The organism is Actinoplanes sp. TBRC 11911, from assembly GCF_012933445.1.
In the GTDB taxonomy this organism is placed as follows: Bacteria; Actinomycetota; Actinomycetes; order Mycobacteriales; family Micromonosporaceae; genus Actinoplanes.
The window spans coordinates 35,210-59,682 of record NZ_JABBNC010000040.1 but is presented as its reverse complement, the minus strand read 5'-3'; the positions used below and the strand labels follow the sequence as shown (position 1 = coordinate 59,682).

Genomic DNA, 24,473 nt, shown 5'->3' with positions numbered 1-24,473 from the left:
ATGCCCGTGGGAAACGTGGTGGCCGCCCGTCCGGGTGGCCACCGGTACATGTCCGACGGCTGGCGGATCGTGACCGTCTTCGCGATCACCCAGACCATCGGCTACGGCTGCCTCTACTACTCCTTCGCGGTCCTGCTCCATCCCATCGCCCAAGATCTGCACGCGTCCGCCGCCGCGGTGACCGCGGCGCTCACCATCGCCGTTCTGACCTGGGCCGGCTTGGCCATCCCCATCGGGCGATGGCTCGACCGTCATGGTGGCCGGGCCCTCATGACCACCGGGTCGCTCGCCGGCGCTGTGCTGTTGGCCGCCTGGTCGCAGGTGCAGACGGTGTGGCAGCTTTACCTCGTTTTCGCCGGCCTGGGCGCCGCCATGGCCATGGCGTTGTACGACGCGGCCACCGCGGTGACCGTGTCCTGGTTCGGCCCCGACCAGCGGCCCCGGGCAATCCTCACCATGATCGTTGCCGCCGGGTTCGCCAGCACCATCTTCATGCCGCTCACGGGCTGGCTCGAACAGCGGTTCGGGTGGCGAAGCACCCTGTTGGTCCTCGCCGGCGTCTACGGCACGATCGCGGTTCCGTTGCACCTCGTCGTCGTTCGCCGTCCACCCTCCGATCCGGCTCGGCACCATCGAGCGGGTCGCGAGCAGCGGCGGAGTCTGCTGCGTGCCGCGGTCCGCGACGGCCGGTTCTGGTGGCTGGCCCTGGCATTCGTCGCACACGCGGCCGCGATGAGCACGATGACCGTGCACCTGGTCGGATACCTGATGAGCCGGGGCCACACCGCCACGTTCGCCGCGAGCGTGGCCGGACTACTCGGCGTTCTCTCCGTTACCGGGCGGCTGGTGCTCACCGGCGCGAGCCGCCGAGTCCGGCTGTCCACCATGGTCGCCGGCATCTTCGTCCTGCAAGCCGCCGCAGCAGTCAGCCTGCCGCTGGTCGCCGGCACCAAGGCCGGTGCGATCGTCGCGGTCACCGCCTTCGGACTCGGGTTCGGCGTGGCCAGCCTCGCCAGCCCCGCGTTGCTCACTGATCGATACGGCACCGCCGCGTACGCCAGCATCGCCGGCACCCTCGCCACCCCGGTCACAGTCGCCAGAGCCACCGCACCCCTGGCAGCTGCCGCCCTCTACACGAGCACGAACAACTACCTGCCCGTTCTGGCCACCATCGGCGCTCTGCTCACGCTCGCCACCACCGGCATCCTCGTCCGGGCCACCAGCCCGCCGCCGGCCATCAGACGGCCGTCGGACCGGCGCGAGATCACGTAGACCTGACCGGCGAGGCCCGGCCCCGGCTGCACTGGTCGGTGCCTGATCCCGTGCGCCGACACCGACGAGGCGTTCGAGGCGGCCTACGTGGACCTCGCCGGCCGCGTCGACCGGCTATCGCACTCCCGGCTGTTGCGTCATGGCCACCACACTGCCGCGCGAAGGCCCTAGCCCGACTCGCCGAACTCGGCGGAGAAAGTGAGCGGACAACCACTCGAATTCCATGCGCACGAGACTAAGTGCATCGGGGTTCACGTGAGCCGCACCCATGACCCCATACAGGGATCCCTCACATCCGGTTGGAGCGGCATCGGTGCCGCCTCCGGGCCTGCGGAGCGCCAAAGCCGTCCGACTGTCTGGGACTCCGGTAGCGTCTCGGACGTGGCAGGCCCGATGCGTGTTGCTCTCGCGACCTTCGGCATCGATGAGTTCGCTGCCTTACACGCGACGTGTGTCGCGGCAGGCCACGAACCCGTGGCATACGTGTATTGCCGCTCGATGAAGCCGAAGAGTTGGACGGACGCTCATGCGGTTACCGTCGCCGGTCGGCTGCTTGAGGTGTTGCCGCCGGGCATGGACCTGCTGCTGCCCGGTACTGCCGAAGGGCTGGCCGACACATTGGGCGGATACCGGCTCGATCTGCTGGTGGTCTATGGCTTCAACTGGAAGCTGCCGGCATCCGTGCTGCGCACCCCTGGCTATGGTGTGATCAACGTGCATTCGTCGCTGTTGCCGAAGTATCGGGGTCCGGCGCCGGTGTTGTGGGCGATCCGGAACGGTGACGCGGAGATCGGGTTGACGGTTCACCGCATGGATGAACAGTTCGACACCGGTCCCATCCTTGCTCAACGCGGTGGTATCCCGCTGGATGACGACGTCACGCCACCACGGTTGTGGCAGCGGCTTCGTCCCATTCTCGACGAGGTTCTTACCATCGCGCTGGACCAGGTGACGAAAGGCTTTCCCGGAGTGCCGCAAGATGATGCCGACGCGTCCTATGCGGGCTTCGTCGAGCCCGAGTTCTCCGCCGTGGACTGGTCGCGGACCGCGGCACAGGTGCACAACCAGGTGCGCATGTTCCGGTTCATGGGACCGGATCACGCTCCGGTCGCTGAGGTCGGTGGCCGATGGCTGAAGGTGTTACGAACGCGGCTGGAGCCTGCGGACGGGATTCGTGTGGAGTGCGCTGACGGCCCGATCTGGATTGTCGAGTCGGCACCGGCACAACGGCCCGCTATCCATCGCTGAGCGCCTGGACGACGCGCTGATGCAACGCTGTTGCCTCGGGGTCGTCGAACTCGGCGAGCACGGTAAGCGCCTGTTCCCGGCAGGATCTGGCCTGCTCCGGCGAGCCCTGCTGGTCAATGGCGCCGGCCAGGTGTTGCAGGCATTGGGCTAGGCTCCACTGGTCGTCGAGGTCGCGGTATGTCTCGGCGGCGACCCGATAGAAGTCGACCGCCTCGTCAACGCGACCCATCTGCTCGTACGCCTGACCGGCGCCCTCGATCGCGAAGGCTTCACGGCTGCGGTCGCCAAGTCGGCGCTGGATAGAGGCGGCATGCTGATAGGAGGTCAACGCGTCGGCGGGTTGCGCCGCGGTGCGCTGGACTTTGCCCAGTTCGACGAGCCAATGCGCCTGCCACACCGGGTTCTCGTCTTCCTCGGCAATCGCGAGGGCATCATCGATGGCGGCACGTGCGCCGACGACATCACCGAGCTCTCGCCGCGCCCAGCTGAGCAGGAACAACGCGTTACCCACGCCGAAACGGTCACCGAGCTCCCGGAACACTGCCAGCGCCTCATCAAGGATCACAGCGGCGGCCTGCGCATGCTGTAGTTCGCACAGCGTCTCAGCGAGGTTGCTGCGCATGAGCGCTTCCCAACGGCGTTCGCCAAGATCGTGGAAGATCATACGGCTTTGGTCGAAGAATGACCGGGCGTCGGTAAGCCGACGGTGGCGCAGAGCAATCAATCCCAGTGCATTGGTTGATTTGGCGACCCCGAACTGGTCGCCGATATCCTGGCGGATGGCCAAGGCGGAGCGATGACTGCTCTCGGCTTCATCGAGCCGGCGGGACTGGAAGTATGCCTTCCCGAGGCTTTCAGACGCTTCGGCCTGCCCGGCTCGGTCGCCGGCGTGGGCCGCGGAGTCGACACCGATGCGGCCGGTGATCAGCCAGTCGTCGAAGGCGTTCTGGTGAAGGTAGATGGCTCGCAGCACAGCGGCGAGTTGCCAGGCCAGCGTATGCAGCTGTGCTTCGGCAGCGGCCCGGGTCGCACCGACGAGGTTCGTCGCCTCCACCTGGTACCAACGCAGCGCGGCCTCGTAGCTGTCGAAGGCGAGTGGATGCACGTCAGCGGCGATGGGTTCGGTCAGGTGATACCTGTCGAAGGGAGCGATACGCGTCTGAGCGCCGTCCGCGGTGTGCAGGTACCAGCCGAGGACTCGACGCAGCACGGCACGCTGGGTATCAGGAGTCTCATGGAGCCGGACCTGATCGAGCGCGTACGCACGCAGCAGATCGTGGAACTGATATCGGCCAGGCACCGGTTGTTCGAGCAGGTGTGCGCCAACCAGCACGTCCAGTTGCTGTCGCACCCGTTTGGTGTCAGATCCTGCGAGGGCAGCCGTTGCCGGCAGGCTGAAATCGTTGCCAGGGTGCAAGCCGAGCAGGTGGAACAGGCGCGCGGCAGGTTCGGGCAGAGCTCGGTACGACCATGCGAACACCGTACGTACGGCATCCGTGTCATCGTCACCGTCGGCGCTGAGCGCGTCCCAGAGCCCCGACTCGTCGCGCAGGTCGGCGATGAGTTCGTCAAGTCGCATCATGGGACGGCTGGCAGCGCGTTCGGCAGCGATGCGCAGCGCCAATGGCAGCCTGGCGCAAAGCCGGGCCAACTCCACCAGTTCGTGGCGTTGATCGTCGACTCGGTACCGCGCGGTCACAGTTCCCAGCAAATCAACGGCGTCGTCCTCCCGCAGAATGTCCACACCGACCCGCAGGGCCCCGTGCCGGGCGATCAGACCCGAGAGCCGGTTGCGGCTGGTCACCAGGGCCAGAGCACTGGATGTCCCAGGGAGCAGCGGCCGCACCTGGCCGACGGTCGCGGCGTTGTCGAGGACCACCATCACTCGGCGATCGGCCAGCAACGACCGATACAGCGACGCCCGGTCCTCCAAGTGGACCGGGATAGCCGTGACCGGGACGCCGAGGTCGCGCAGGAACCGGTCAAGCACCTGCTCGGGTGCGGCGGGCGTGCCAGGATCGTAGCCGCGCAGGTTCACATATAACTGGCCGTCCGGGAACTGGTGGCGGACGCGGTGTGCCCAGTGCAGCGCCAAGGAGGTCTTGCCAACCCCGGCCGTGCCAGTGATCACCGAGACCGCCGCGGCCAGGGGCTCGTCGGGCTCACCGGTCAGTGCGCCGGAGAGGTCTGCCAACTCGCTGTGCCGATTGACGAACCCGCGAACATCACCAGGAAGCTGCGACGGCGTAACCGCGAATGTGGCGTCGTTCCTGGGCTCCGAGTGATGGAAGTGCACGCCGCCCTGCACGTCGCGGGCTTGAACGACGTCGCCCGTGGGCCCGGACGCTCCGAGGCGATTGCCATGCCACAGCGCATCGTCGGCGGGCTCGTCGGTAGGCATCGTAGCGATCCGATCACACGCGTCGGCGGTTACGGCAGGGGCGGCGTTAGGGCCGCGACGTGCTCGGCGAAGAACGGCCCCAACGGCTGTCCGATCGCGTAAAGGTCCTGAATGACGCGCTGGCAGCGCACGACAAGGTCACGGTCAATGAACCGGCGCGCGGACTCCAGGACCCCGTCGTCGCCATAGACGGCCTGATACATCACGGTAGTCCCGTGGGTGTAGATCTCCGGCAGCGGGCCTTCGCGCTCAAACTCCGCGACCTGCTCGCCGGTGACGATCCGTACACTCCCGCCGTACTGATCCCGCATCCGCAGGACCCGCAGTTCCCACTGAAGGTAGGGAATGATGGGTTGCTCGACGACGCGGACACGTCGAGTGACGAACCCACGCGCCTCGACCTTCCGATAATATTCGATCATCTCGGGCCGGTCGGCGTCGATAATGCGTAGCGACTCCTGCCAGTCACCTTGCGCGAAGGCTTCCCAGCTCTTGTTTCCGGGCTCTTGGAAGAATTGCTGGCGTTCGAGTTTCCAGAATCCTGGCGCGGTCGTCGTCCAGAAGTTCTCTTCAAAGTCCGCGCGATAGGCGTCAAGCTCCATAAGCTCGCCCACCGCGCCATCAAGAAGATCACGCATCGGGAATATCCGCCTTGGCCGCCAGGATCGTTGCACGTGGTATCACGACGAGGCGCTCGCCAGGGTCGATGGTGACACCGTCAGGGAGCCTGGACTCGTACGACGCGGTCAGATCCGTCCCGATTACCACCACGTCGCCGTTGTCGAGTTCCCAGACATCCGGGCAACTGCCGTCACCAGAGGTTTGCGCAAGCTCGTGAGAGGACTTCCCCAACCGCCGAAAGAATGACGCCGATGAGTCAGCTTTCCACTGTCGAGTCATACTTTCCTCACTACCCGAGAGGCAATGTAACTCTGCGTGACGATATCATGACCCATGTTGGGGGTCAAACGCGCCGACAGCGACGCGCTCATGTGAATGGACTTTCACTGTCCAATCAAGGTGATCCAGCGTTTCAGTGGTTGATCGACCGCGCGCGGGGCAGCGAGGATGGCGCGGACTCTCCAATCTCAATCGCTACTCGCTGTGTAATGTCAGACGATCACCCCACCAAGATCCGGAGGCAAGAACCGAAGCCGGCGGCGCGGCGTCGGGATGTTGACCGGACCATCCGCGGCGGTAGATGTGCATCTATGCTCACGCATGTCTGTGGTTCCGTGCATCGGGCACGTCGACTCGGTCGGCATGCCGGTCCGACCTGAGGAACTGGGAGTGACGATGGCGGGCGAGGATATCTTTGCCGCGGTCGCGCTTACGTTGGCGACGAATGCGGCCGAAGCGCTGACCGAGGGCGGGAAGGCTGCGTTCGCCGCGCTCGCTGGGCTGATCAAACGGCGGTTCCGGGGACGTGGCTCGGCGCAGGCGGCACTCGTCGAGGCCGAGGCTGATCCTGCGGACGACACCCGAATTGAGTCGCTTCGCGAGGAACTCGCACGGGCTGCGGCCGAGGACCCAAGGTTTGATCAGGAACTCCGGCGCCTTTGGCGAGACCTGGCGCCCGCGCTGACGGCGGGAACCGGCGGCGTCATCAACAACGTCTCCGGCTCGGTCGAGGGAAATGTGGTGCAGGCCCGGGATGTCCAGGGCGGCATCTCGTTCGGCGACCCCGCCGCGATTAACCCTCGCCGGTAGTGATTGTGGTGATCACCAGTAACGGATCCCGGGGATCCTTGGTTACCGCAGGTGCGTGAGGTAGTGGTAGTTGCCGGGCCCTGCGGTGGTCTCGAGGGTTGCGATAACAGCGCGGGGGTTGTCGTACGGGCCGGAGATGTAGAACGGCTTGCCCTCGCGGCCGAAGCGGATCGCCGTGGGTCCGGTCGACGTACCGAGGTACGGGGCGGTCAAGGCGAAATTGGCCGCCGGCTCGAAGCCAAGGCCGCGGGCGTAGGCGACGGCACCGTGGATTAGATCCTGGGCGAGCTCCACAGGAGCGGGAAGAGCAGGAGTATTGAATGCCTCGAAAAAATTATGGCGGTACGCGTCGACGGAGCCAGAGCCGATGAGTTGCGGGCCGATGCTGTCTTTGACGCCCAAGCAGTACACATCAACTAGGTAGCCGCAGACTGTGACGCGGCTGGCGCGCTCTCGACGGACGATGAGAATCTTCGCGAGGCCACCCGCGTCGGGATCGGCGGCACCAATCGGATCGGCGGCAGCCCATTGCGGTACGTCGTCGAGTCCCAGGCCGGCGCTCCAGCCGGGGCTGATCCAGCAACCCATCAGCGACCGCTCGGCCGGGTCGACGCCGCCCTGATGGGCCTCGGCAGCTTGGCGGATGAGCGGGGCGACGACCGCGGGCCGCAGCCCGAGTGCCTTGGCGATCTGCTTGGGCGTGCTACCACGTTCCCGCAACGAGAGAATCTGACTCAGGACGTCGTCGGTCACCGGCTCATCATGGCGCAGGACGGCCGCGCGAACGCGTCGGTGTTGAGCCGTCAGCCGTTTCGTTGCGAGCTTTCACTCGCCGGGAGGACGCGAGGTGCGGTTCCTCGGCACCTCGCCGGCTGGGGGCTCAGCCGCGGCCCCGGACCCCTCCCGGCTGTACGTGGACGCCGTCGGCGAACTCCACAATATCGTCATCACCATCGCACATCCGCACGCTACGCCTAAGGGCCACGGCGGCGAACTGAGCGATCTCGGGCTGCGCGGGCGCCTCGGCGTCCGGCTTCCACCGAGTCACCGATGCCACACCAGGATCGACCATTTCCAGACCGCTCAGCAGCGCGGCGAGGCGTACGGGGCTGCGCAGGTGATATTTCGGGTTGGCGGACACGTTCCAGATGCGCGTCGCCTCGACGACGTCCGGATCCGTGTCGCCGCCGTCGTACATCGCCACGTAGCTGCCCGCCGGGAAGACCGACATCAACCGCTCGATGATCGACCTGGCCTCGTCGTCCGACTCGACGTGGCCCAGAATGCCCATCAGCATCAACGCCACCGGCTTGCCGAAGTCGAGGGTCTGCGCCGCCTCGCCCAGGATGCGCGCCGGGTCGTACAGGTCGACGTCGATATACGCGGTGGCACCCTGGGGACTGCTGGCCAGCAGGGCACGGGCATCCGTCAGGACGAGAGGGTCGTTGTCGACATACACGTGCAGCCGGTGACTACGCCAAAGGGCTTCTTCACCCCATGTCCAGGCGCCGGTGCGGCTCGGTCATGACCGCAGCGCGGTGATCGGGTCGATGTTCGCGGCTCGCAACGCCGGATAAAGTCCCGCGAGAAGCCCGACGACGCTGCCCAGGACAGGCGCGGGCAACGTCACTGCCGGATCGATGACCGCTGTCCAGTGGCGGGCGGCAGCAACCATGATCACCGCGACGACGCCCAAACTCGTGCCGACGAGGCCACCGATCGTGCCCGTCAGCAATGACTCGATGAGGAACTGGGCGGCGATGTGCCGAGGCCGTGCCCCCAACGATCGGCGCAGACCGATCTCGCCCACCCGCTCCAGCACGGACACCAGGGTCGTGTTGGCGATTCCGACGGTTCCGATGGTCAGCGAAACGCCGGCGAGTGCCAGAAACAGTCCGGTAAGATCGCCCGACACCTTGTCCCGAAGCGTATGCGGGTCCGGTGGGGCGATGGCCACCAGACTGTCTGGCTCATCCGGTCGCAGCGCCAAGGGCGCCTGCCGGGCGACCAGTTGCGCCGCGCCGACCCGGGTAGCGATCACCAATGTCGCCGGCATCTCGCCGGGGTCGGGATTCCCGAAGTCCCGGAGCGCGGTACTCGCCGGAATCAGCGCTCCGAGCGAAACCTCGGGATTTCGCCGGCTGTCCGAATAGATTCCGACGACGGTGTAGGCGAGATCCCCCAGGAAGACCGCCGGTCGCGCCGTCAGATCGCGGACACCGAGCCGGGCCGCGGCCGCGGCGCTCAGCATGATCGCCCGCTCGTGGTGCTGTTCCACGAAGGGATCCAATGTGGCGCCGGTAACCAGTGTCACTTCCATAGCGGCGATCGCCCCGGGGGCGGCGGCGTAAACCTTGAGGCCTTCGCCGTCACCGGCACCGTTGGGGTTCGAGCTGATGCCGGTTCTGCCCAACGGAGCGATCCACCACAGGCCGGCGGCTTGGACGCCGTTGAGCCGTTCGATCCGCTCGCCGGCATCGCTGGGAAAGCTGATCGGTGGCCGCGCCGCGCTGGGGTCACCGGCATTCTCCGGCCGGTTTGCCCCGTCGGCCGACGCTCGGTCGACAACGTTGACGGTGGTGGCCTGCAGGACGGTGAACTGGGTGGAGATTTGCCCGGTGGCGGTGGAGGTAAGGCCCAGCACCGCGACAAAGGCGCCGACGCCCAGGATGGTGCCCAGCATGGTAAGGATCGCGCGTCCGGGCCGCTGCAGACTACCTGCCAGGGCCTCGATGACAGCGTCGCGGACACCGAGCCGGGTGGCCGGGAATCGGGCGGGCTCCCGCGAGGTCACCGGATTGCCGCACCGGTCTCGACCAGGCGGCCGTCCCTGATCTCCACGACGCGCTCGGCTCGGGCCGCTACGGACGGATCATGTGTGATCACGATGATGGTGTATCCATTCGCGCTCAGTTCCCCGAGGTGGTCCAGCACGCTCCGCGAATTGGTGCTGTCCAGATTGCCGGTGGGTTCGTCGCACAGCAGGAGACTTGGACTATTCACCAGAGCACGTGCGATCGCCACGCGCTGTCGCTCGCCACCGGACAGTGTGGTGGGCCGGGCATCAAGGCGGTGGTCGAGACCGACTTGACGGAGTGCGGCCTCGGCGGCAGGCCGCCGCGACGACCGGCGACTGCGGTTGTAGAGCATCGCGAGGGCGACGTTCTCCACGACGCTCCGGTGCGGCAACAGGTGGAACGACTGGAAGACGAAGCCGATCCGATTGGCGCGCAGCGACGAGCGATCGCGTTCCGGCAGCCGTGCGGTGTCGTCGCCGTCGAGGAGGTACTGGCCCGAGGTCGGGCGGTCCAGCAAGCCGAGGATGTGCAAGAGCGTCGATTTTCCGGAACCCGATGGACCGGTTACCGCGAGATACTCACCGGCGAAGACGGCCAGGTCACTGGGATACAACGCTTGCACGGGCGGCGGCCCGGGGAAGTGGCGACCTAGTCCGATGAGCCGCAGAACAGGCTCCCGCCGGACCTCGTATGCCGTCACTGGTGTCCGACCAGCACGCGGTCACCCGGATTCAGGTCACCCGCCAGCACCTGTATCTCCACCATGCCCTCAGCGGAAAGCCCGGTCGTCACCGTCACCGGGGTCGTTTTTCCCGCGGCGCCTACGATCGTCACCTGGGTGGTGCCGTCTGCCGACGTCGTCACCGCCGAGATCGGCACGACGGTCGCCTTGCTGGCCGACACTTGTGTGTCGATAGCTATACGCACGTCGGCACCGATCATGCTCGGCGGAATCGGCTTGCTCGATTCCACGGTCACCGGCACATACGGGGTCGCGCCGCCGTCCGGGCTCGGCTCGGCGCCCTGATCAGCCGCGCCGGGTTCGGCGCCGCCGATGGAGACCACGGTGCTGCCCAAGGGTTCGCTGGTGGGAGCACCGATCGAGGTGACCGTGCCGGTGATGGTGGTGCCGGACCTGTCGTCGGTGATCCGAGCTGCCATCTTCTTACGAACCAGGTCTCTCTTGTCCGGGGAAAGCTGGCCGGTGGCCACCATCGTCCCGGTGCTGAGCTTGATCAACGGCCCGCTCACCGATCGGCCCACCGCGCCTGTCACATCGATAACGGTCGCCGGAAGCGCGGGTAGGAAGACAAGCTCGCCGCTGGGTACTTGCACTTGCTGCGACCCGCCCGCGGCGCCATTCGCCGCCGCGTTGCCGGTGGGCGCCGGCGATGCGGTGGTCGTCATCGGCTCGTATCCGCGATCGCGGTAAAACGATGCGACTGCCTTCGCCGTCCCTAGACCGAAGGCGCCTCGCTTGTCGGAACCCCTCCGGTAGCCCAGTTCCGCCATCGCTTGCTGGAGTTGGCGCACGTCGTCGCCGCTGTCACCGACCGTGAGGTTACGGTAGGCGGGGACCGGGCCGCGCAGGACGAAGATGGGCCGTCCCGACACCGCCGCCACGAATGCGCCGTCCTTGATCCTGTCGCCGGGCGCGACGCCCATGGCCGAGACATAGAGACCCGTGATCCTGGGCGAGGATGCCGCCGGGGTGATCCGATATTCGACCCCTGGATAGACCTTGCCGCGTACGACCTCCGTGACGGCCAGACGACGGCTCTCCACGGGCGCTGTCAGCTGTGCGGGCGCCGGTTCCGCGGTGTCCGCCGCGAGTTGTGCCGGGGAGCGCACGAACCGTGTCGCGAAAACCCCGCCGGTCGAGACAAGAGCGGAGACGACGATCACGATGATCGCCGTGCGGGCCCGCGAAGCACTGTTGACGCTCACCATGCCGCTACGACGAAGCGCCGGTCGCCGCGATCCGGGCGGCTTCCGCCAGCCTGGCCTGGACTTGCTTCTGGTACTCGGTGAGCACCTGCAGATTCTGGTCGATCAGCGCCCGCTGGTAGGCCCATTCGACCGGGAAATAGATGCGAGCCAGCCCCGACGACCTGGTGCACTTCTCGTCTGTTCGAGCGGCCTGGATCTCGTCCCCGGCCGGTGGATCATCCGGCCTCGCTCGCCATTGCTTCTCGACGAGTTCCTGCGGGTGTGCCGTCTGAAAACCCTCCTTCGCCATGCAGCCACGCCAGGTCTCGCGCGCCGCCACGACTCTGCTGTCGCGTTCGGTGTTTATCGACGCGGCCTGAGTCAGTTGCCGGACCAGGTCCGCTCCGGCTGTCGGACGCGTGAGCTTCGCAGACGCGTCGTCGTAGCAGGCTCGCGAGGCCGTCAACGTGGTCTCCGGGAGGTCCACCTTGGTCAGCTTCTTGTTGTCGATCACGCTGTTCAGGAATCCTCGCTGGGCGGCGGTCTCCGCACCCAGATATCCCCACGGACCGGCCGGCTGCTTGAAAGCGTCGTTGGAGCTTGCCTCGGCTTCGTCCACCGGTTCCATGTCTTGCCCGACGTATTCTGTGTATCCCTTTTTCTGCATGCACGAAATCCGCAGCAGCCGCATGGCCGTCCACAATGACGCCGCCTGTTTCGACGAGAGATCATAGGCCGCTAACGGCGCCTTGAGCGAAGCCGCGTAGCCGGAGACCGGCGGGTCGACCGGCACCGCCGCCGGAACTGCGGGTGTCTCGGCGGCGGACGAAGCCGACGCACCCTGATCCTGACACGCGGCGAGCAACATCGACAATGCCAGCAGAGTGCTCATTGCTCCGCCGTGAACAATGCGTGCGAGATGATCTCTCACCCTTTACCTATCGCCTTCGTCGCAATATCGGCGCTGAATCCACATGGCCGGACAAGAAATGCGGGAACCGATCGATCAGCCTCGGACGGGGACACGCTAACAGAGACCGCGACGAGTGGGCTACCCCGCAGCGGGCGCGCCCCTCCGGCACCGGAGACGCTACAGCGCATCCGAGCCCATCGATAGCCTGCCACCCCGGTGCGGACACTGGTTCGGCTCCGACGGTCGCGGCCGAAACGGGACGGGCCGCCCGGCCACACCCGGCACATGCTGGGAATTCTCGCGCGGATCGAACGCCACCCCGTCCGCGGCGCGACCGGCGCCCGGCGACGCAGACATCGAGTATCATCGCTACGCAATGCAGCGGACCGCACGCACGCCGACGGCTCCGCCTAGGACACGCAGACATCGATATACGTAATAGCGTCCTTTGTGGACGGGGTCCGCCGACTGGGCGTGCGGTCTTCCCCGACCGTGTATTCATTACTCTGGTTGGAGGGTTCTTTCATGCTGCGCAGAATGCTCAAGCGGGCCGCCATCGGCCTGGCTGCGACTGGATTGATTTTCAGTGCGCTGCCGTCGACCGGTGCTCAGGCAATCAACCGAGTTACCAGCGGCTGCCCGCGTGCCGACTACGCCCAGGTGAAAAACGAGGGCGTTCTTTGCTTCGCAAATGCCGGTTCGATGGCCGTGCTGATCTACAACGTCTGGCAGGTCTGTGGCGGCTACAACAACACCGTCTGGGCGGTTACCGGCTATCCGGACCAGTACACCTACTACGGCACCTGCGACAGTATCAGTCCCCGCGTACGGATCACGCGATTCCAGATCCTCTGACACACTGTCGAGATACCGAGGCGACCCGCGTGGAACTGGTCGCGAGCGAACGCCGGTCCACGTGGGCGACGTAGCCGACCTGGAACGGTCGTAACGCCACCCGGCGACTGGCCGGGTGGCGTTCGTATCGACGAGGGTTGGTCCGGCTTGGCTCCACCCTCGACCACAGCACAAGTCATCTCGCGCAGCCGGCCACTACCCCGGATCCCGCTCGGCCACGTGCAGGCGGGCAGACATGAGGACAGCGAACCGCAGGGCGACCCCAGGTCAGCCGCGGCCCTGAACGGCATCCTTCAGCACGTGGATGCCGCCGGCGAACTCGACCAGATCGGCCTCGGTCCAGCCGCGGGCATCCCAGACCTGGACCTGCATCCAGATCCCGTTTGGCTGCTTCACCCACAGGTTCTTGCCGTAGCCGGTGCCCTCGGCCTCGCTGATGACGCCCGGCTTGCTGGCCACAGTGAGCGCCTTGCCGGTCGGTGTGGAGTGGTCGTCCACCGACTGCAGCATGATGGCGATCTTGCCGAGGAAGACGTTCGGGTTCTTGTCCGCGGCGTCGACCGGGGCGATCGTCAGTACGCCCGCGTCGACGCCCTGCACCACCCAGCTCGCCGGTACCTTGTCGATCGTGAAGCCCTTCGGCTGTTCGCCCTGGTAGGCAACCAGGTGTGCGGACGCGATGGTGGGCGTCGACGCCGGCTGAGACAACGTCGAGGTGCCGTAGGTGACCGCGGCCACCAGAGCGGCCGCGACGAAGACCGACGCACCAGCTCCGCGGGCGGCACGGCGGTGGCGCAACGCGCGGCGGCCGCGCTTCACGTCCGCGTCCGCCTGCTCGGCCGAGGTATCGCCGGCCGCGCCGGCGATGCGGGACAGACGCTCGTGCAGATCCATCATCGGATGACTCCTGTCAGGGGAATGCGGGTCTCGGCCAGCACGGCCCGGAGCCGCTCCAGCGCCCGGGCCGTTTGACTCTTCACCGTGCCCTCGGAGCACCCGAGGGCGTCGGCGGTGTCGGCGACGTTCAGGTCGTAGAAGTAGCGGAACACCAACGTGGCGCGCATCTTCGGCGGCAGCTCACGCAGCGCCGCCCGGATCCCATCGGTGTCGTCCTCCGGGTCGGTGTCCGGCACAAACCCGGGCCGATCCGGAAGCACGGCCACTGGACGCTCGTGGCGACGCCACCACCGACGACGTTCGTCGGTCAGCGCGTTCACCAGCGTCCGGCGCAGGTAACCCTCCGGATTGTCGGCCCGCCGGAACGCCGGCCAGGCGACGTACAGCTTCGTCAGGGTGGACTGGACCAGATCCTCGGCCAGGTGTCCGTCACCCGCAGTCAGCAGCGTCGCCGTCCGCACCAGCCCGGCGCGGTGGCCGAGCACGAAGCTGTGGAACTGCTCGTCACGCTCTCGCTTCACGGGCCCTCCTTCGCTCTCACACGCCCCTGACGATTGGCGGGCCTCCGGGGTTGCATTTCGCGCCGGCCAATTTCACTGCAGAGCTTTCCGAAGTGGAGGTACCCGCGACGACTCCTCCGCCGGATCCTCACAGCCCGCAGCAACTCGACGAGCCACAGCCAACCGCTCGCAGGGGATGGCTGCGGGTCGAGCCGCATGGAACAATCGGCGGCATGACGATCACTTTCGGGAGCCATGGGGCGTAGGTCTCCAGGGCACGTCCGCGCCAACCTGCCTCGGCGGCGGGAACCTGGTGCGCGAATCGCCCTTGTCGATGGTGTGTCCGCAAGAGGACTCGGCCGTATTGCGTGGCTGGAGCGGACTGATTTTGGTCCCGGGGCTGTGGCCGCAGCATTGAAGGCCTGGCAGGCGTTCGCTCGTGCTTCGGACGATGAGCGTGCGGACAAGCTCTTCTACGGACATGCGGGCTGTTGCCCGGATCCACGGGCCGACCGCGAAGTCTTGGAGCGCGTGTTGCGCGTGCTGCCACTCCAGGATGCGAGAGCTCTTCGGCGGCGGATCCATGCGTTGGATGACCGGATCGGTCCTGGGAACACCACGCCCGTGCCGCCCCGCCCGCGCAGCGGGATCGAGTGGTAGCGGCCGGCGACCACTAGTGGCATGCCCCAACCATCAATTCCCCACGTACGCCGCCAGGTGTTCGCCGGTCAGGGTCTTGCGCGTGGCTACCAGTTCGCTCGGGGTGCCCTCGAAGACGATGCGCCCGCCGTCGTGCCCGGCGCCCGGGCCGAGGTCGATGATCCAGTCGGCGTGTGCCATGACCGCCTGGTGGTGCTCGATGACGATGACCGATTTCCCGGCGTCGACGAGCCGGTCGAGCAATGCCAGGAGCTGTTCCACGTCGGCCAGGTGCAGGCCGGTGGTGGGCTCGTCGAGCACCAGCACGCCGCCCTTGCCGCCCATGTGGGTGGCCATCTTGAGCCGCTGCCGTTCGCCGCCGGACAGGGTGGTCAGCGGCTGCCCGAGGCTCAGGTAGCCGAGGCCGACGTCGGCGAGCCGGTCGAGGATGGCGTGCGCGGCCGGGACGCGGCCGCGGAAGAACTCTTCCGCCTCGGCCACCGGCATGGCCAGCACCTCGCTGATGTCCTTGCCCTCGAAGTGGTAGTCCAGCACCGACGCGTCGAACCGTTTGCCCTCGCACAGCTCGCAGGTGGTGGCGACGCCGGCCATCATGGCCAGGTCGGTGTAGATGACACCGGCGCCGTTGCAGTTCGGGCAGGCACCCTCGGAGTTGGCGCTGAACAGCGCCGGCTTGACCCCGTTGGCCTTGGCGAAGGCTTTGCGGATCGGTTCCAGCATTCCCGTGTACGTCGCCGGGTTGCTTCGCCGGGACCCGCGGATCGGGGTCTGGTCGACCGCGACCACATCGGAGTGTCCGGCCACCACCGAGCCGTGGATCAGCGAGCTCTTGCCCGAGCCGGCCACCCCGGTGACGACCACCAGCACGCCGAGCGGGATGTCGACGTCGACGTTGCGCAAGTTGTGGGTGTCGGCGCCGCGTACTTCGAGCGCACCTCCAGGCGTACGGGAGGAAGGTTTGAGGTTTGCCTTGTCGTCGAGATGCCGGCCGGTGAGGGTGCCGCTCTTGCGCAGGCCCGCCAGTGTGCCCTCGAAGACCACCTCGCCGCCGCCCGTCCCGGCACCGGGGCCCAGGTCGACCACGTGGTCGGCGATCGCGATCATCTCGGGCTTGTGCTCCACCACCAGCACCGTGTTGCCTTTGTCGCGCAGTTGCAGCAGCAGCTCGTTCATCCGCTGGATGTCGTGCGGGTGCAGGCCGATGGTGGGTTCGTCGAACACGTACGTGACGTCGGTGAGCGACGAGCCGAGGTGGCGGATCATCTTGGTCCGCTGCGCCTCGCCGCCGGAGAGCGTGCCGGCCGGCCGTTCCAGGCTGAGGTAGCCGAGGCCGATCTCGACGAACGAGTCCAGGGTGTGCCGCAGCGAGTCCAGCAGCGGCGCCACCGACCGGTCGCGCAGGCCGCGCACCCAGTCGGCGAGGTCGCTGATCTGCATGGCACAGGCGTCCGCGATGCTGATCCCGTTGATCTTCGAGGATCGGGCCGCCTCGCTGAGCCGGGTGCCGGCGCATTCGGGGCACACGGTGAAGGTGACCACCCGCTCCACGAACGCGCGGATGTGCGGCTGCATCGCGTCGACGTCCTTGGACAGCATCGACTTCTGGATCTGCGGGATCAGCCCCTGGTACGTCAGGTTGATCCCCTCGACCTTGATCTTGGTCGGTTCCTTGTAGAGCAGGTCGTTCATTTCCTTCTTGGTGTACTTGCGGATCGGCTTGTCCGGGTCGAAGAACCCGCCCTGCCGGAAGATCCGCCCGTACCAGCCGTCCATGCTGTAGCCGGGGATGGTCAGCGCGCCCTCGTTGAGCGACTTCGTGTCGTCGTACAGGGCGGACAGGTCGAAGTCGGTGACCGAGCCGCGGCCCTCGCAGCGCGGGCACATGCCGCCGGTGATGCTGAAGCTGCGCCGCTCCTTCATCGTCTGGCCGGCCTTTTCGATGGTGACCGCGCCGGCGCCGGAGATCGACGCCACGTTGAACGAGAACGCCTGCGACGAGCCGATGTGCGGTTTGCCGAGCCGGCTGAACAGGATCCGCAGCATCGCGTTGGCGTCGGTGGCGGTGCCGACCGTGGACCGCGGGTCGGCACCCATCCGCTGCTGGTCGACGATGATCGCGGTGGTGAGCCCGTCCAGCACGTCGACGTCGGGCCGGCCCAGGTTCGGCATGAAGCCCTGCACGAACGCGCTGTACGTCTCGTTGATCAGCCGCTGGGACTCGGCGGCGATCGTGTCGAACACGAGCGAGCTCTTGCCCGAGCCGGAGACGCCGGTGAACACCGTGAGGCGCCGCTTCGGGATCTCGATGCTGACGTCCTTGAGGTTGTTCTCGCGGGCGCCGTGGACCCGGATCAGGTCGTGGCTGTCGGCTCGGTGCGGCGCGGTCGTCCGCGTCCTGGTGGGCGCGCTCATCGTCTCTCCTACGCTCATCGATCCTGGACAAGTCCCAGCACGTTACCGTCCCGGTCGGTCACGGTCGCGATGGTGCGGCCGGCGCCCACGTGCTTCGGGGCATCCTTCACGGTGCCACCCGCGGCGGTCAGCTCGGCGAGCTTTGTCTCGATGTCCTCGACGTGCCAGTACGCCACCGGGGACGGCCCGCCGCCGGGCGCCAGCCCGATGTGCTGGCCCGCGACGTCGAAGCCGACGTAGTAGTCGGAATCCGTCTGCGGTGCGATGCCGAGCAGGGCCGTGTACGTCTCCTTGGCCTTGGCCAGGTCGGAGACGGCGAACAGGATGGTTTTGGCGCCCTCGGTTCCGGTCATGATCATTCCCTCCGTCGTTCCTTGCGGGTACGGGAACGACGCTACGGGCGAACCGAGGGCCGGCGCTTCTTGATTCCTGACCTACAGGTTCTCCATCACCTTCGCGGACTCCATCGGGTGCGAGAACATCGGGAAGTCGTACGCGATGGCGTTGTCGTGCTCCTCCGGCGAGGTCGCCGCCATGCAGTCGGTCACCGTGATCACCCGATAGCCGTTCTCGTACGCGCTGCGCATCGTCGACTCGACGCAGCAGTTCGTCAGGAAGCCACCCAGAATGACCGTCTCGATGCCCTTGCTACGCAGGATGAAGTCGAGGTTCGTGCTGGCGAACGTGTCCAGCCCGCGCTTACCCTCGATCACGATGTCGCCGGCGGCGGGGGTCAGCTCGTCCACGATCGCCGCACCCCAGGTGCCCTTCACGAACGCGTTGCCGTCGACCACCCCTTTGAGGATCCCGTACGGATGACGCGACAGCTCGCCGAAGCCGGCCTGGAACGTGATCGGCGCGTGCATGATCGTCACGCCCTTCTCCCGGGCCGCCGCGACCAGTGCCGCCGTCTTGGCCAGCATCCCGGTCTTCTCCATCACCGGGGCCACCGCGCCGTGCAGGACGCCGCCGTCGCTGGTGAACTCGTTCTGGTATTCGATCAGGACAAGCGCGGTCTTGGCCGGGTCCAGTTCCATCTCTGCCTCCTGTGGCTCTCGTCACCCGTAGCCCAGTCTGCCCAGAGCGGAAGCGACTGTCGATGCGCGACGCTGTGGATAGGCTGGCTTTTTCCGGCTCGCCGTTCCGGCTGGGAGGTATCGGTGCACCTTCGATGGGGGCAGCCCCCGCAATCCCCCGAACCCTGGCGGCAACCGGCCGCGCCTGTTGCACCCGGAGTGCCCGACTGGCTCGAGGAACGCCTGTTCGACCAGCGGATCGTCATGATCCGCGGCCCGCTCACCGGCGACGCGGCGTCCGGCGTCGCGGCGGCCCTGCTCACGCTGGACGCGGCCGGCCCGTCCCCGGTGCAGCTGCACATCGCCAGCGACGGCGGTGAGCTGACCGCGGCGCTGGCCGTGCTCGACGTGCTCGACTCGATGATCTCGCCGGTGCACGCGCTGGTCACGTCCCAGGCGGCCGGCGCCGTGGTCGGGGTGCTGGCCGCGGCGGAGAAACGCTCGGCGTACCGGCACGCGCGCTTCCGGCTGACCGAGCCGCGGGCGACCGGGGTGACCGGCACCGCCGACGAGGTGGCGCGGGCCGCCGGGCAGCATCTGCGCGAGCTCGAGGAGGTCACGTTGCGGCTGGTCGAGGTCACCGGTCAGGCGCGCAGCCGGATCGAGGACGACATGCACAACGGGCGCAGCCTGACCGCGCCGGAGGCCTTGGAGTACGGCCTGATTCAGGAGATCGTCGGGAAGGCGTGATCTTCCCGGTTTTGATGCGAAAGGCGGGCCCTCTTTCGAGGGCCCGCCTTTTCGACGCTTTTTGTCAGGCGACCTTGACACCCATGGAACGGGCGGTGCCGGAGACGACCTTGATCGCGGCGTCCAAGTCGTTCGCGTTGAGGTCGGGAAGCTTGCGCTCGGCGATTTCCTTGACCTGCTGCTGGCTGAGCGTGCCCACCGTCTGGGTCAGCGGGTTGGACGCGCCCGACTGGATGCCCAGAGCCTTGCGGATCAGGAAGCTGGTCGGCGGCGTCTTGTAGGTCAGCGAGTGGCTGCGGTCCTCGTAGACCGAGACGATGACCGGAATGATCTCGCCGCGGTTCTTCGACGTCGCCTCGTCGTACTCGACCTTGACAGCACGCATGTTGGCCCCGGTCGGACCAAGCATCTTGCCGAGGTCGACCATCGCGGCGTTACCCGCCTCAAGCGCGAGGGTTACCTCATGGGTCTTCTTCTTGGGCGGCATTGCGTAGGGCTCCTTAGGGTGAGCTGCACAAGCTTCCGGTTTCCTAGCAAGTCCGGTGCAGCTCGCCAGCATCATCAACACAAGACAACCCCGAGAGATTACTACAGCGCGAGCACGCGCACTCATCCCGGGGTATCGCAAGTGTAGCGCGTCAGTACCTGTCGCAATAACACGAGGACATCAGCGACCGTACGACGTACACGTAATCGGTGGCTGGCAGCTTCTTGCTGCTCGCGGCCGAGTCGATCGTGCCCACCCCGGCGTGGTACGCGGCGATCACGGCGTTGAGCAGGCACCACGACGTGGTCGACTTGCACTTCGAGGTGCTCAGGCTGTAATCCCCGCCGAAGTGATTGTCGCCGATGTTGCGGGTCAGCCACGCCAGGTAGTTCGCCCCGATCTCCGCGTTCTGCTGATAGACGTGCGAGTCGTACGTCTTCTCGAACCGGGTGTTCATCATGTCGACCGTGTCCGGCATGACCTGCATCAGCCCGTACCCGCCGTCGCAGTTCACGATGTTGGACTGCCAGCCGCTCTCGTTCCACGAGATGGCCCGGACCAGATCCGAGGAGACGACCAGCGTGGGCGCCGAGCCCGGCCAGTAGTGCTGGGCCGCCGCGGCGTTCAGGGCCGCCTTGGCCTTCGCCTTGGAGACCGCCTTGCCCTCGTAGTGTGCGCAGGCCGGCGGCTGGAAGTTGTTCGGGTCCTCGGTCGGCGTCGGCTTCGTCGTCGTCTTGCTCGGCTTCGGCTTGGGCTTGCTGCTGGACGGCTTGGGCGCGGGCTCGGTCGTCGGCGGATCGGTGATCGGCTCGAACGCCGGGCCGGTGTCGGTCGGCGACGCGGCGACGAAGTTGGGTTGCACCTGCCCGGCCGCGTTCCCGCCGACCACCCCGCACCCCGCCGCAACGAAGAGCACCACCAGCGCAACTAATCCCAAATGCCGCTTTTTGGACATCGAATTCCTTCCCCCGTGCGCGTGGACCGGGCGCACGCTAACAGGTCGGGAATCGCCTCCGCAGCCCCAAGATTCGTCTCATGCATCCCCTAATGTGCCCCGAGGATTCGGACAAACGGCGCATCCACCGGCCTTCGACCCCTCCCCCGCCGCGCCCCGCGAAGACCGGGGACAATAGAGGTATGCAGACCCGCACCGACCTCCGCAACGTCGCCATCATCGCTCACGTCGACCATGGCAAGACAACCCTGGTCGACGCCATGCTGCGGCAGGGCGGACAGTCCCACGCACGCGGCGAGATGACCGACCGTGCCATGGACTCGATGGACCTGGAGCGGGAAAAGGGCATCACCATTCTCGCCAAGAACACGGCGATCAGCTACCAGCCGGTCGACGGCAAACCCGTGACCATCAACATCATCGACACCCCCGGCCACGCCGACTTCGGCGGTGAGGTCGAGCGCGGCCTCACCATGGTCGACGGGGTGGTTCTCCTGGTCGACGCCTCCGAGGGGCCGCTCCCACAGACCCGCTTCGTGCTGCGCAAGGCCCTCCAGGCCCGCCTGCCGATCATCCTGGTGATCAACAAGGTGGACCGCCCGGACGCCCGGATCAAGGAGGTCGTCGACGACACCTACGCCCTGTTCTTCGACCTCGACGCCGAGGACTCCCAGATCGAGTTCCCCATCGTGTACGCGTGTGCGCGTGACGGCATCGCGTCGCTGACCCAGCCCGCGGACGGCACCGTCCCGCAGGACAGCGACAACCTCGAGTCCCTGTTCACCACGATCCTCGAGACCATCCCCGCGCCGACGTACCACGAGGACGCGCCGTTGCAGGCGCACGTCGTCAACCTGGACGCCTCGCCCTTCCTGGGCCGGCTCGCCCTGTGCCGCGTGCACGAGGGCACGATCCGCAAGGGCCAGACGGTCGCCTGGTGCCGCACCGACGGCACGGTCGAGCGGGTCCGGATCTCCGAGCTGCTGCTGACCGAGGGCCTCGACCGCAAGCCCGCCGAAAGCGCCGGCCCCGGCGACATCATGGCCGTCGCGGGCATCCCCGAGATCATGATCGGCGAGACCCTCGCCGACGCCGAGAACCCGGTCCCGCTGCCCCTGATCACCGTCGACGAGCCGGCCATCTCGATGACCCTCGGCACGAACACGTCGCCGCTGGTCGGCCGCGCCAAGGGCAGCAAGGTCACCGCCCGCATGGTGAAGGACCGCCTGGACCGCGAACTGATCGGCAACGTCTCCCTCCGGGTGATCAACACGGACCGCCCCGACGCGTGGGAGGTCCAGGGCCGCGGTGAGCTCGCGCTGGCCATCCTGGTCGAGCAGATGCGCCGCGAGTCGTACGAGCTGACCGTCGGCAAGCCCCAGGTGGTCACCAAGACCATCGACGGCAAGCTCTACGAGCCGGTCGAGCGCCTCACCATCGACGCGCCGGACGAGTTCATGGGCGCGATCACCCAGCTCCTGTCCACCCGCAAGGGCCGCATGGAGCAGCTGATCAACCACGGCACCGGCTGGCTGCGCATGGAGTGGCTCGTCCCGGCCCGCGGCCTGATCGGCTTCCGCACCGAGTTCCTCACCGAGACCCGCGGCACCGGCATCATGCACCACCTGTTCGAGGACTACGAGCCGTGGTTCGGCGAGCTGCGCACCCGCAACAACGGTTCGCTGGTGGCCGACCGCGCCGGCGTGGTGACCCCGTTCGCCATGACCAACCTGCAGGAGCGCGGCCAGCTGTTCGTCGAGCCCACCACCGAGGTGTACGAGGGCATGATCGTCGGCGAGAACTCCCGCAACGACGACATGGACGTCAACATCACCAAGGAGAAGAAGCTCACGAACATGCGGGCGTCGACCTCCGACGAGACCGAGAAGCTGATCCCGCCGCGCAAGCTGTCCCTGGAGCAGGCCCTGGAGTTCTGCCGCGAGGACGAGTGCGTCGAGGTGACCCCGGTCGCGATCCGCATCCGCAAGGTCATCCTCGACCAGCAGACCCGCGGCCGCCAGGCGGCCCGGCGCAAGCACGCGCAGTAACCCCGCTCCGGGCCCGCCCCGCAAAGCGCCTCCCCACACCCCGCGCCTCACGCCCAGGGTGTGGGGACTTGCGCCGCCCCGAGCGTTACCGCTGCCCACACCCCGCGCCTCACGCCCGGGCTGTGGGGACCTGCGCCGCCCCGAGCGTTACCGCTGCCCACACCCCGCGCCTCACGCCCGGGCTGTGGGGACCTGCGCCACCCCGAGCGTTACCGCTGCCCACACCCCGCGCCTCACGCCCAGGGTGTGGGGATCTGCGCCGCCCCGAGCGTCAGGGCTACCCACACACTGCGCGTCGTGCTTGCCCATGCCTGGCACGGGTGTGTGGAATCCCGGTTTAAGTCTGGCCCCTGAACCGGCCGGGGCGCGCGGCACGGAGCGGGCGCCGCGAGTCAGGTCGCGGCGGCAGCGCCGGAGGCGAGTGGTGGTGGTGCGGTTGGGTGGGTGTCGAGGCGTACCGGGGAATGGTTTTTAGGTGTGGGCTAGCTCTTTTTTGCGGTCTCTGGAGGATTTCGCGATGCTCGCGGCGGTGGCGATGCCGAGGGTGCCGATGATGACCAGCAAGGAGAGCCAGATCGGGATTTCCGGGGCCCAGTGGACGCCGTCGCCGTTGTTGATGAACGGGACGCTGTTGGTGTGCAGGGCCTCAAGGAAAAGCTTGACGCCGATGAATGCCAGGACCGCGGACAAGCCGATGTTCAGGTAGACCATGCGTTCCAGCAGGCCGCCCAGCAGGAAGTAGAGCTGGCGCAGGCCCATCAGGGCGAAGACGTTCGCGGTGAAGACGAGGTATGGCTCTTTGGTGATGCCGAAGATCGCCGGAATTGAATCGAGCGCGAACAGCAGGTCGGTGGTGCCGATGGCGATCATCACGATGAGCATCGGGGTGAAAAGGCGCTTGCCCGTTTCGGCGATGACGGTCATCTTTCCGTCGCCGAATGAGGAACTCACCGGGAGCGCGCGCTTCGACCAGCGGATCAGGATGTTTTCCTTGAAGTCGTCCGCGTCGTTCTCGCCTTCCCGGAGGAGGGAGATCGCGGTGTAGACCAGGAATGCGCCGAACAGGTAGAACACCCAGGAGAACTGCGCGATGAGGGCGGCGCCGGCGGCGATGAACGCGCCGCGCATGACCAGGGCAGCCACGATGCCGATGAGCAGGACCTTCTGCTGCAGACGCCGCGGCACCGCGAACCGGGCCATGATAATCATGAAGACGAACAGATTGTCGACGCTCAATGAGTATTCGGTGAGCCAGCCGGTGTAGAACTCAACCGCGGAACGTCCGTCGGCGACCGTCCAGAGCCCGATCCCGAACAGCAGGGCGAGACCGATGTAAAACGCGACCCATCCGCCCGACTCCTTCATGGAAGGCTCGTGCGGGCGCCGGCCGATGATCAGCAGATCGACGGCGAGCACGGCGCCCAGGGCGAGAAGGGTGGCGATCCACACCCAAGCGGAAACGTTCAACGAGGACCTCCGGCAGACACGGTTCGGCGCTGCGTCCGCTCAACGAAGGCGGCACAGCGACGTGCGGCTGTCGGAGGTCTCTTCCGCCACCCGTGAGCGGGTGACCGCAGGCCCCGGGTTCGCCAACCGTTGGCGTTCCGTGCTGACGAGACCTG

The 24,473-nt window shown here is 67.0% G+C and carries 23 protein-coding genes; 6 read left to right on the top strand and 17 right to left on the bottom strand.

Annotated elements, in window-relative coordinates:
* Both HH310_RS36755 and HH310_RS36750 read left to right on the top strand, forming a co-directional pair.
* A complete protein-coding gene (locus HH310_RS36755) occupies positions 1-1,272 on the top strand; it encodes an MFS transporter (protein WP_169180350.1) in 1,272 nt (423 codons plus the stop codon).
* A 381-nt stretch (positions 1,273-1,653) separates the two neighbouring features.
* Entirely contained in the window at positions 1,654-2,520 is an 867-nt protein-coding gene (locus HH310_RS36750; RefSeq protein ID WP_211193077.1) for a methionyl-tRNA formyltransferase, read from the top strand.
* Here HH310_RS36750 and HH310_RS36745 read toward each other — a convergent pair.
* From HH310_RS36745 to HH310_RS36735, 3 genes are read right to left on the bottom strand one after another with little or no spacing between them, the layout of a single operon-like run.
* Positions 2,507-4,921, bottom strand: coding sequence for a tetratricopeptide repeat protein (locus HH310_RS36745; protein WP_169180349.1), 2,415 nt, complete (start codon positions 4,919-4,921; stop codon positions 2,507-2,509). The genes HH310_RS36750 and HH310_RS36745 overlap by 14 nt on opposite strands.
* A gap of 29 nt (positions 4,922-4,950) precedes the next feature.
* Positions 4,951-5,559: a DUF6879 family protein gene (locus HH310_RS36740; protein ID WP_169180348.1), complete on the bottom strand. Its 609-nt coding sequence runs from the start codon at positions 5,557-5,559 to the stop codon at positions 4,951-4,953.
* The gene (locus HH310_RS36735) at positions 5,552-5,821 is read right to left on the bottom strand and encodes a hypothetical protein (protein ID WP_169180347.1); all 270 of its coding nucleotides are present in this window, start codon (positions 5,819-5,821) and stop codon (positions 5,552-5,554) included. The genes HH310_RS36740 and HH310_RS36735 overlap by 8 nt, the downstream gene beginning before the upstream one ends.
* A gap of 321 nt (positions 5,822-6,142) precedes the next feature.
* Between HH310_RS36735 and HH310_RS36730 the strand changes: the two genes are divergently transcribed.
* The gene (locus tag HH310_RS36730; RefSeq protein ID WP_169180346.1) at positions 6,143-6,631 is read left to right on the top strand and encodes a hypothetical protein; all 489 of its coding nucleotides are present in this window, start codon (positions 6,143-6,145) and stop codon (positions 6,629-6,631) included.
* A gap of 42 nt (positions 6,632-6,673) precedes the next feature.
* Here the strand turns inward: HH310_RS36730 and HH310_RS36725 are convergent, their stop codons facing one another.
* The 6 genes from HH310_RS36725 to HH310_RS36700 all read right to left on the bottom strand — a co-directional run bounded on the left by HH310_RS36725 (position 6,674) and on the right by HH310_RS36700 (position 12,289).
* Positions 6,674-7,384 carry a hypothetical protein gene (locus HH310_RS36725; protein ID WP_169180345.1) on the bottom strand — a complete coding sequence of 237 codons (711 nt, stop codon included), beginning with the start codon at positions 7,382-7,384 and terminating at the stop codon, positions 6,674-6,676.
* Between the two features lie 127 nt (positions 7,385-7,511).
* Positions 7,512-8,090, bottom strand: coding sequence for an SAM-dependent methyltransferase (locus tag HH310_RS36720; RefSeq protein ID WP_312034567.1), 579 nt, complete (start codon positions 8,088-8,090; stop codon positions 7,512-7,514).
* 63 nt (positions 8,091-8,153) lie between these two features.
* Complete coding sequence (locus HH310_RS36715) at positions 8,154-9,314, bottom strand: ABC transporter permease (RefSeq protein ID WP_169180344.1); 1,161 nt, start codon at positions 9,312-9,314, stop codon at positions 8,154-8,156.
* A gap of 107 nt (positions 9,315-9,421) precedes the next feature.
* Complete coding sequence (locus HH310_RS36710; RefSeq protein ID WP_312034566.1) at positions 9,422-10,051, bottom strand: ABC transporter ATP-binding protein; 630 nt, start codon at positions 10,049-10,051, stop codon at positions 9,422-9,424.
* A gap of 74 nt (positions 10,052-10,125) precedes the next feature.
* Positions 10,126-11,334 carry a peptidoglycan-binding protein gene (locus HH310_RS36705; RefSeq protein WP_169180342.1) on the bottom strand — a complete coding sequence of 403 codons (1,209 nt, stop codon included), beginning with the start codon at positions 11,332-11,334 and terminating at the stop codon, positions 10,126-10,128.
* Between the two features lie 49 nt (positions 11,335-11,383).
* A complete protein-coding gene (locus tag HH310_RS36700; protein WP_169180341.1) occupies positions 11,384-12,289 on the bottom strand; it encodes a hypothetical protein in 906 nt (301 codons plus the stop codon).
* A gap of 507 nt (positions 12,290-12,796) precedes the next feature.
* Here HH310_RS36700 and HH310_RS36695 point away from each other — a divergent pair.
* Positions 12,797-13,126, top strand: coding sequence for a beta/gamma crystallin domain-containing protein (locus HH310_RS36695; RefSeq protein WP_169180340.1), 330 nt, complete (start codon positions 12,797-12,799; stop codon positions 13,124-13,126).
* Positions 13,127-13,393: 267 nt separating this feature from the next.
* Here HH310_RS36695 and HH310_RS36690 read toward each other — a convergent pair whose 3' ends face one another.
* From HH310_RS36690 to HH310_RS36670, 5 genes are all read right to left on the bottom strand, one after another.
* On the bottom strand, positions 13,394-14,023 hold the full coding sequence (locus HH310_RS36690; protein WP_169180339.1) for a hypothetical protein: 630 nt from the start codon (positions 14,021-14,023) through the stop codon (positions 13,394-13,396).
* On the bottom strand, positions 14,020-14,544 hold the full coding sequence (locus tag HH310_RS36685; protein ID WP_169180338.1) for a SigE family RNA polymerase sigma factor: 525 nt from the start codon (positions 14,542-14,544) through the stop codon (positions 14,020-14,022). Before HH310_RS36685 ends, HH310_RS36690 begins: the two co-directional genes overlap by 4 nt.
* A 672-nt stretch (positions 14,545-15,216) precedes the next feature.
* Positions 15,217-17,595, bottom strand: a complete 2,379-nt coding sequence (locus HH310_RS36680; protein ID WP_169180337.1) for an excinuclease ABC subunit UvrA — start codon at positions 17,593-17,595, stop codon at positions 15,217-15,219.
* Between the two features lie 14 nt (positions 17,596-17,609).
* The gene (locus HH310_RS36675; protein ID WP_169180336.1) at positions 17,610-17,948 is read right to left on the bottom strand and encodes a VOC family protein; all 339 of its coding nucleotides are present in this window, start codon (positions 17,946-17,948) and stop codon (positions 17,610-17,612) included.
* An 81-nt stretch (positions 17,949-18,029) separates the two neighbouring features.
* Positions 18,030-18,632 (bottom strand): cysteine hydrolase, encoded by a 603-nt coding sequence (locus tag HH310_RS36670; protein WP_169180335.1) that lies wholly within the window; start codon positions 18,630-18,632, stop codon positions 18,030-18,032.
* 198 nt (positions 18,633-18,830) lie between these two features.
* On the opposite strand from HH310_RS36670, the gene HH310_RS36665 reads away from it, so the two are divergent.
* Positions 18,831-19,361 (top strand): ATP-dependent Clp protease proteolytic subunit, encoded by a 531-nt coding sequence (locus HH310_RS36665; RefSeq protein ID WP_312034565.1) that lies wholly within the window; start codon positions 18,831-18,833, stop codon positions 19,359-19,361.
* Positions 19,362-19,425: 64 nt separating this feature from the next.
* On the opposite strand, the gene HH310_RS36660 is transcribed toward HH310_RS36665, so the two are convergent.
* Together HH310_RS36660 and HH310_RS36655 are read right to left on the bottom strand one after the other, a co-directional pair.
* Positions 19,426-19,848 (bottom strand): uL11 family ribosomal protein, encoded by a 423-nt coding sequence (locus HH310_RS36660; protein ID WP_169180333.1) that lies wholly within the window; start codon positions 19,846-19,848, stop codon positions 19,426-19,428.
* A gap of 151 nt (positions 19,849-19,999) precedes the next feature.
* Positions 20,000-20,803: a lytic transglycosylase domain-containing protein gene (locus HH310_RS36655; protein ID WP_169180332.1), complete on the bottom strand. Its 804-nt coding sequence runs from the start codon at positions 20,801-20,803 to the stop codon at positions 20,000-20,002.
* A 182-nt stretch (positions 20,804-20,985) separates the two neighbouring features.
* Here HH310_RS36655 and typA point away from each other — a divergent pair, with 182 nt between their 5' ends.
* Positions 20,986-22,851, top strand: coding sequence for a translational GTPase TypA (typA, locus tag HH310_RS36650; RefSeq protein ID WP_169180331.1), 1,866 nt, complete (start codon positions 20,986-20,988; stop codon positions 22,849-22,851).
* A 471-nt stretch (positions 22,852-23,322) separates the two neighbouring features.
* Here typA and HH310_RS36645 read toward each other — a convergent pair whose 3' ends face one another.
* A complete protein-coding gene (locus HH310_RS36645; RefSeq protein WP_169180330.1) occupies positions 23,323-24,318 on the bottom strand; it encodes a TerC family protein in 996 nt (331 codons plus the stop codon).
* Positions 24,319-24,473 lie beyond the last annotated feature (155 nt).

What these genes read in the sequence shown, in the direction of transcription:
- HH310_RS36735 (WP_169180347.1), bottom strand. Translation starts at nt 5,821, where the DNA reads ATGACTCGACAGTGGAAAGCTGACTCATCGGCGTCATTCTTTCGGCGG.
- HH310_RS36715 (WP_169180344.1), bottom strand. Translation starts at nt 9,314, where the DNA reads ATGCTGGGCACCATCCTGGGCGTCGGCGCCTTTGTCGCGGTGCTGGGC.
- HH310_RS36690 (WP_169180339.1), bottom strand. Translation starts at nt 14,023, where the DNA reads ATGATGGATCTGCACGAGCGTCTGTCCCGCATCGCCGGCGCGGCCGGC.
- HH310_RS36675 (WP_169180336.1), bottom strand. Translation starts at nt 17,948, where the DNA reads ATGACCGGAACCGAGGGCGCCAAAACCATCCTGTTCGCCGTCTCCGAC.
- HH310_RS36660 (WP_169180333.1), bottom strand. Translation starts at nt 19,848, where the DNA reads ATGCCGCCCAAGAAGAAGACCCATGAGGTAACCCTCGCGCTTGAGGCG.
- HH310_RS36745 (WP_169180349.1), bottom strand. Translation starts at nt 4,921, where the DNA reads ATGCCTACCGACGAGCCCGCCGACGATGCGCTGTGGCATGGCAATCGC.
- HH310_RS36730 (WP_169180346.1), top strand. Translation starts at nt 6,143, where the DNA reads ATGTCTGTGGTTCCGTGCATCGGGCACGTCGACTCGGTCGGCATGCCG.
- HH310_RS36740 (WP_169180348.1), bottom strand. Translation starts at nt 5,559, where the DNA reads ATGCGTGATCTTCTTGATGGCGCGGTGGGCGAGCTTATGGAGCTTGAC.
- HH310_RS36755 (WP_169180350.1), top strand. Translation starts at nt 1, where the DNA reads ATGCCCGTGGGAAACGTGGTGGCCGCCCGTCCGGGTGGCCACCGGTAC.
- HH310_RS36655 (WP_169180332.1), bottom strand. Translation starts at nt 20,803, where the DNA reads ATGTCCAAAAAGCGGCATTTGGGATTAGTTGCGCTGGTGGTGCTCTTC.
- HH310_RS36680 (WP_169180337.1), bottom strand. Translation starts at nt 17,595, where the DNA reads ATGAGCGCGCCCACCAGGACGCGGACGACCGCGCCGCACCGAGCCGAC.
- HH310_RS36670 (WP_169180335.1), bottom strand. Translation starts at nt 18,632, where the DNA reads ATGGAACTGGACCCGGCCAAGACCGCGCTTGTCCTGATCGAATACCAG.
- typA (WP_169180331.1), top strand. Translation starts at nt 20,986, where the DNA reads ATGCAGACCCGCACCGACCTCCGCAACGTCGCCATCATCGCTCACGTC.
- HH310_RS36695 (WP_169180340.1), top strand. Translation starts at nt 12,797, where the DNA reads ATGCTGCGCAGAATGCTCAAGCGGGCCGCCATCGGCCTGGCTGCGACT.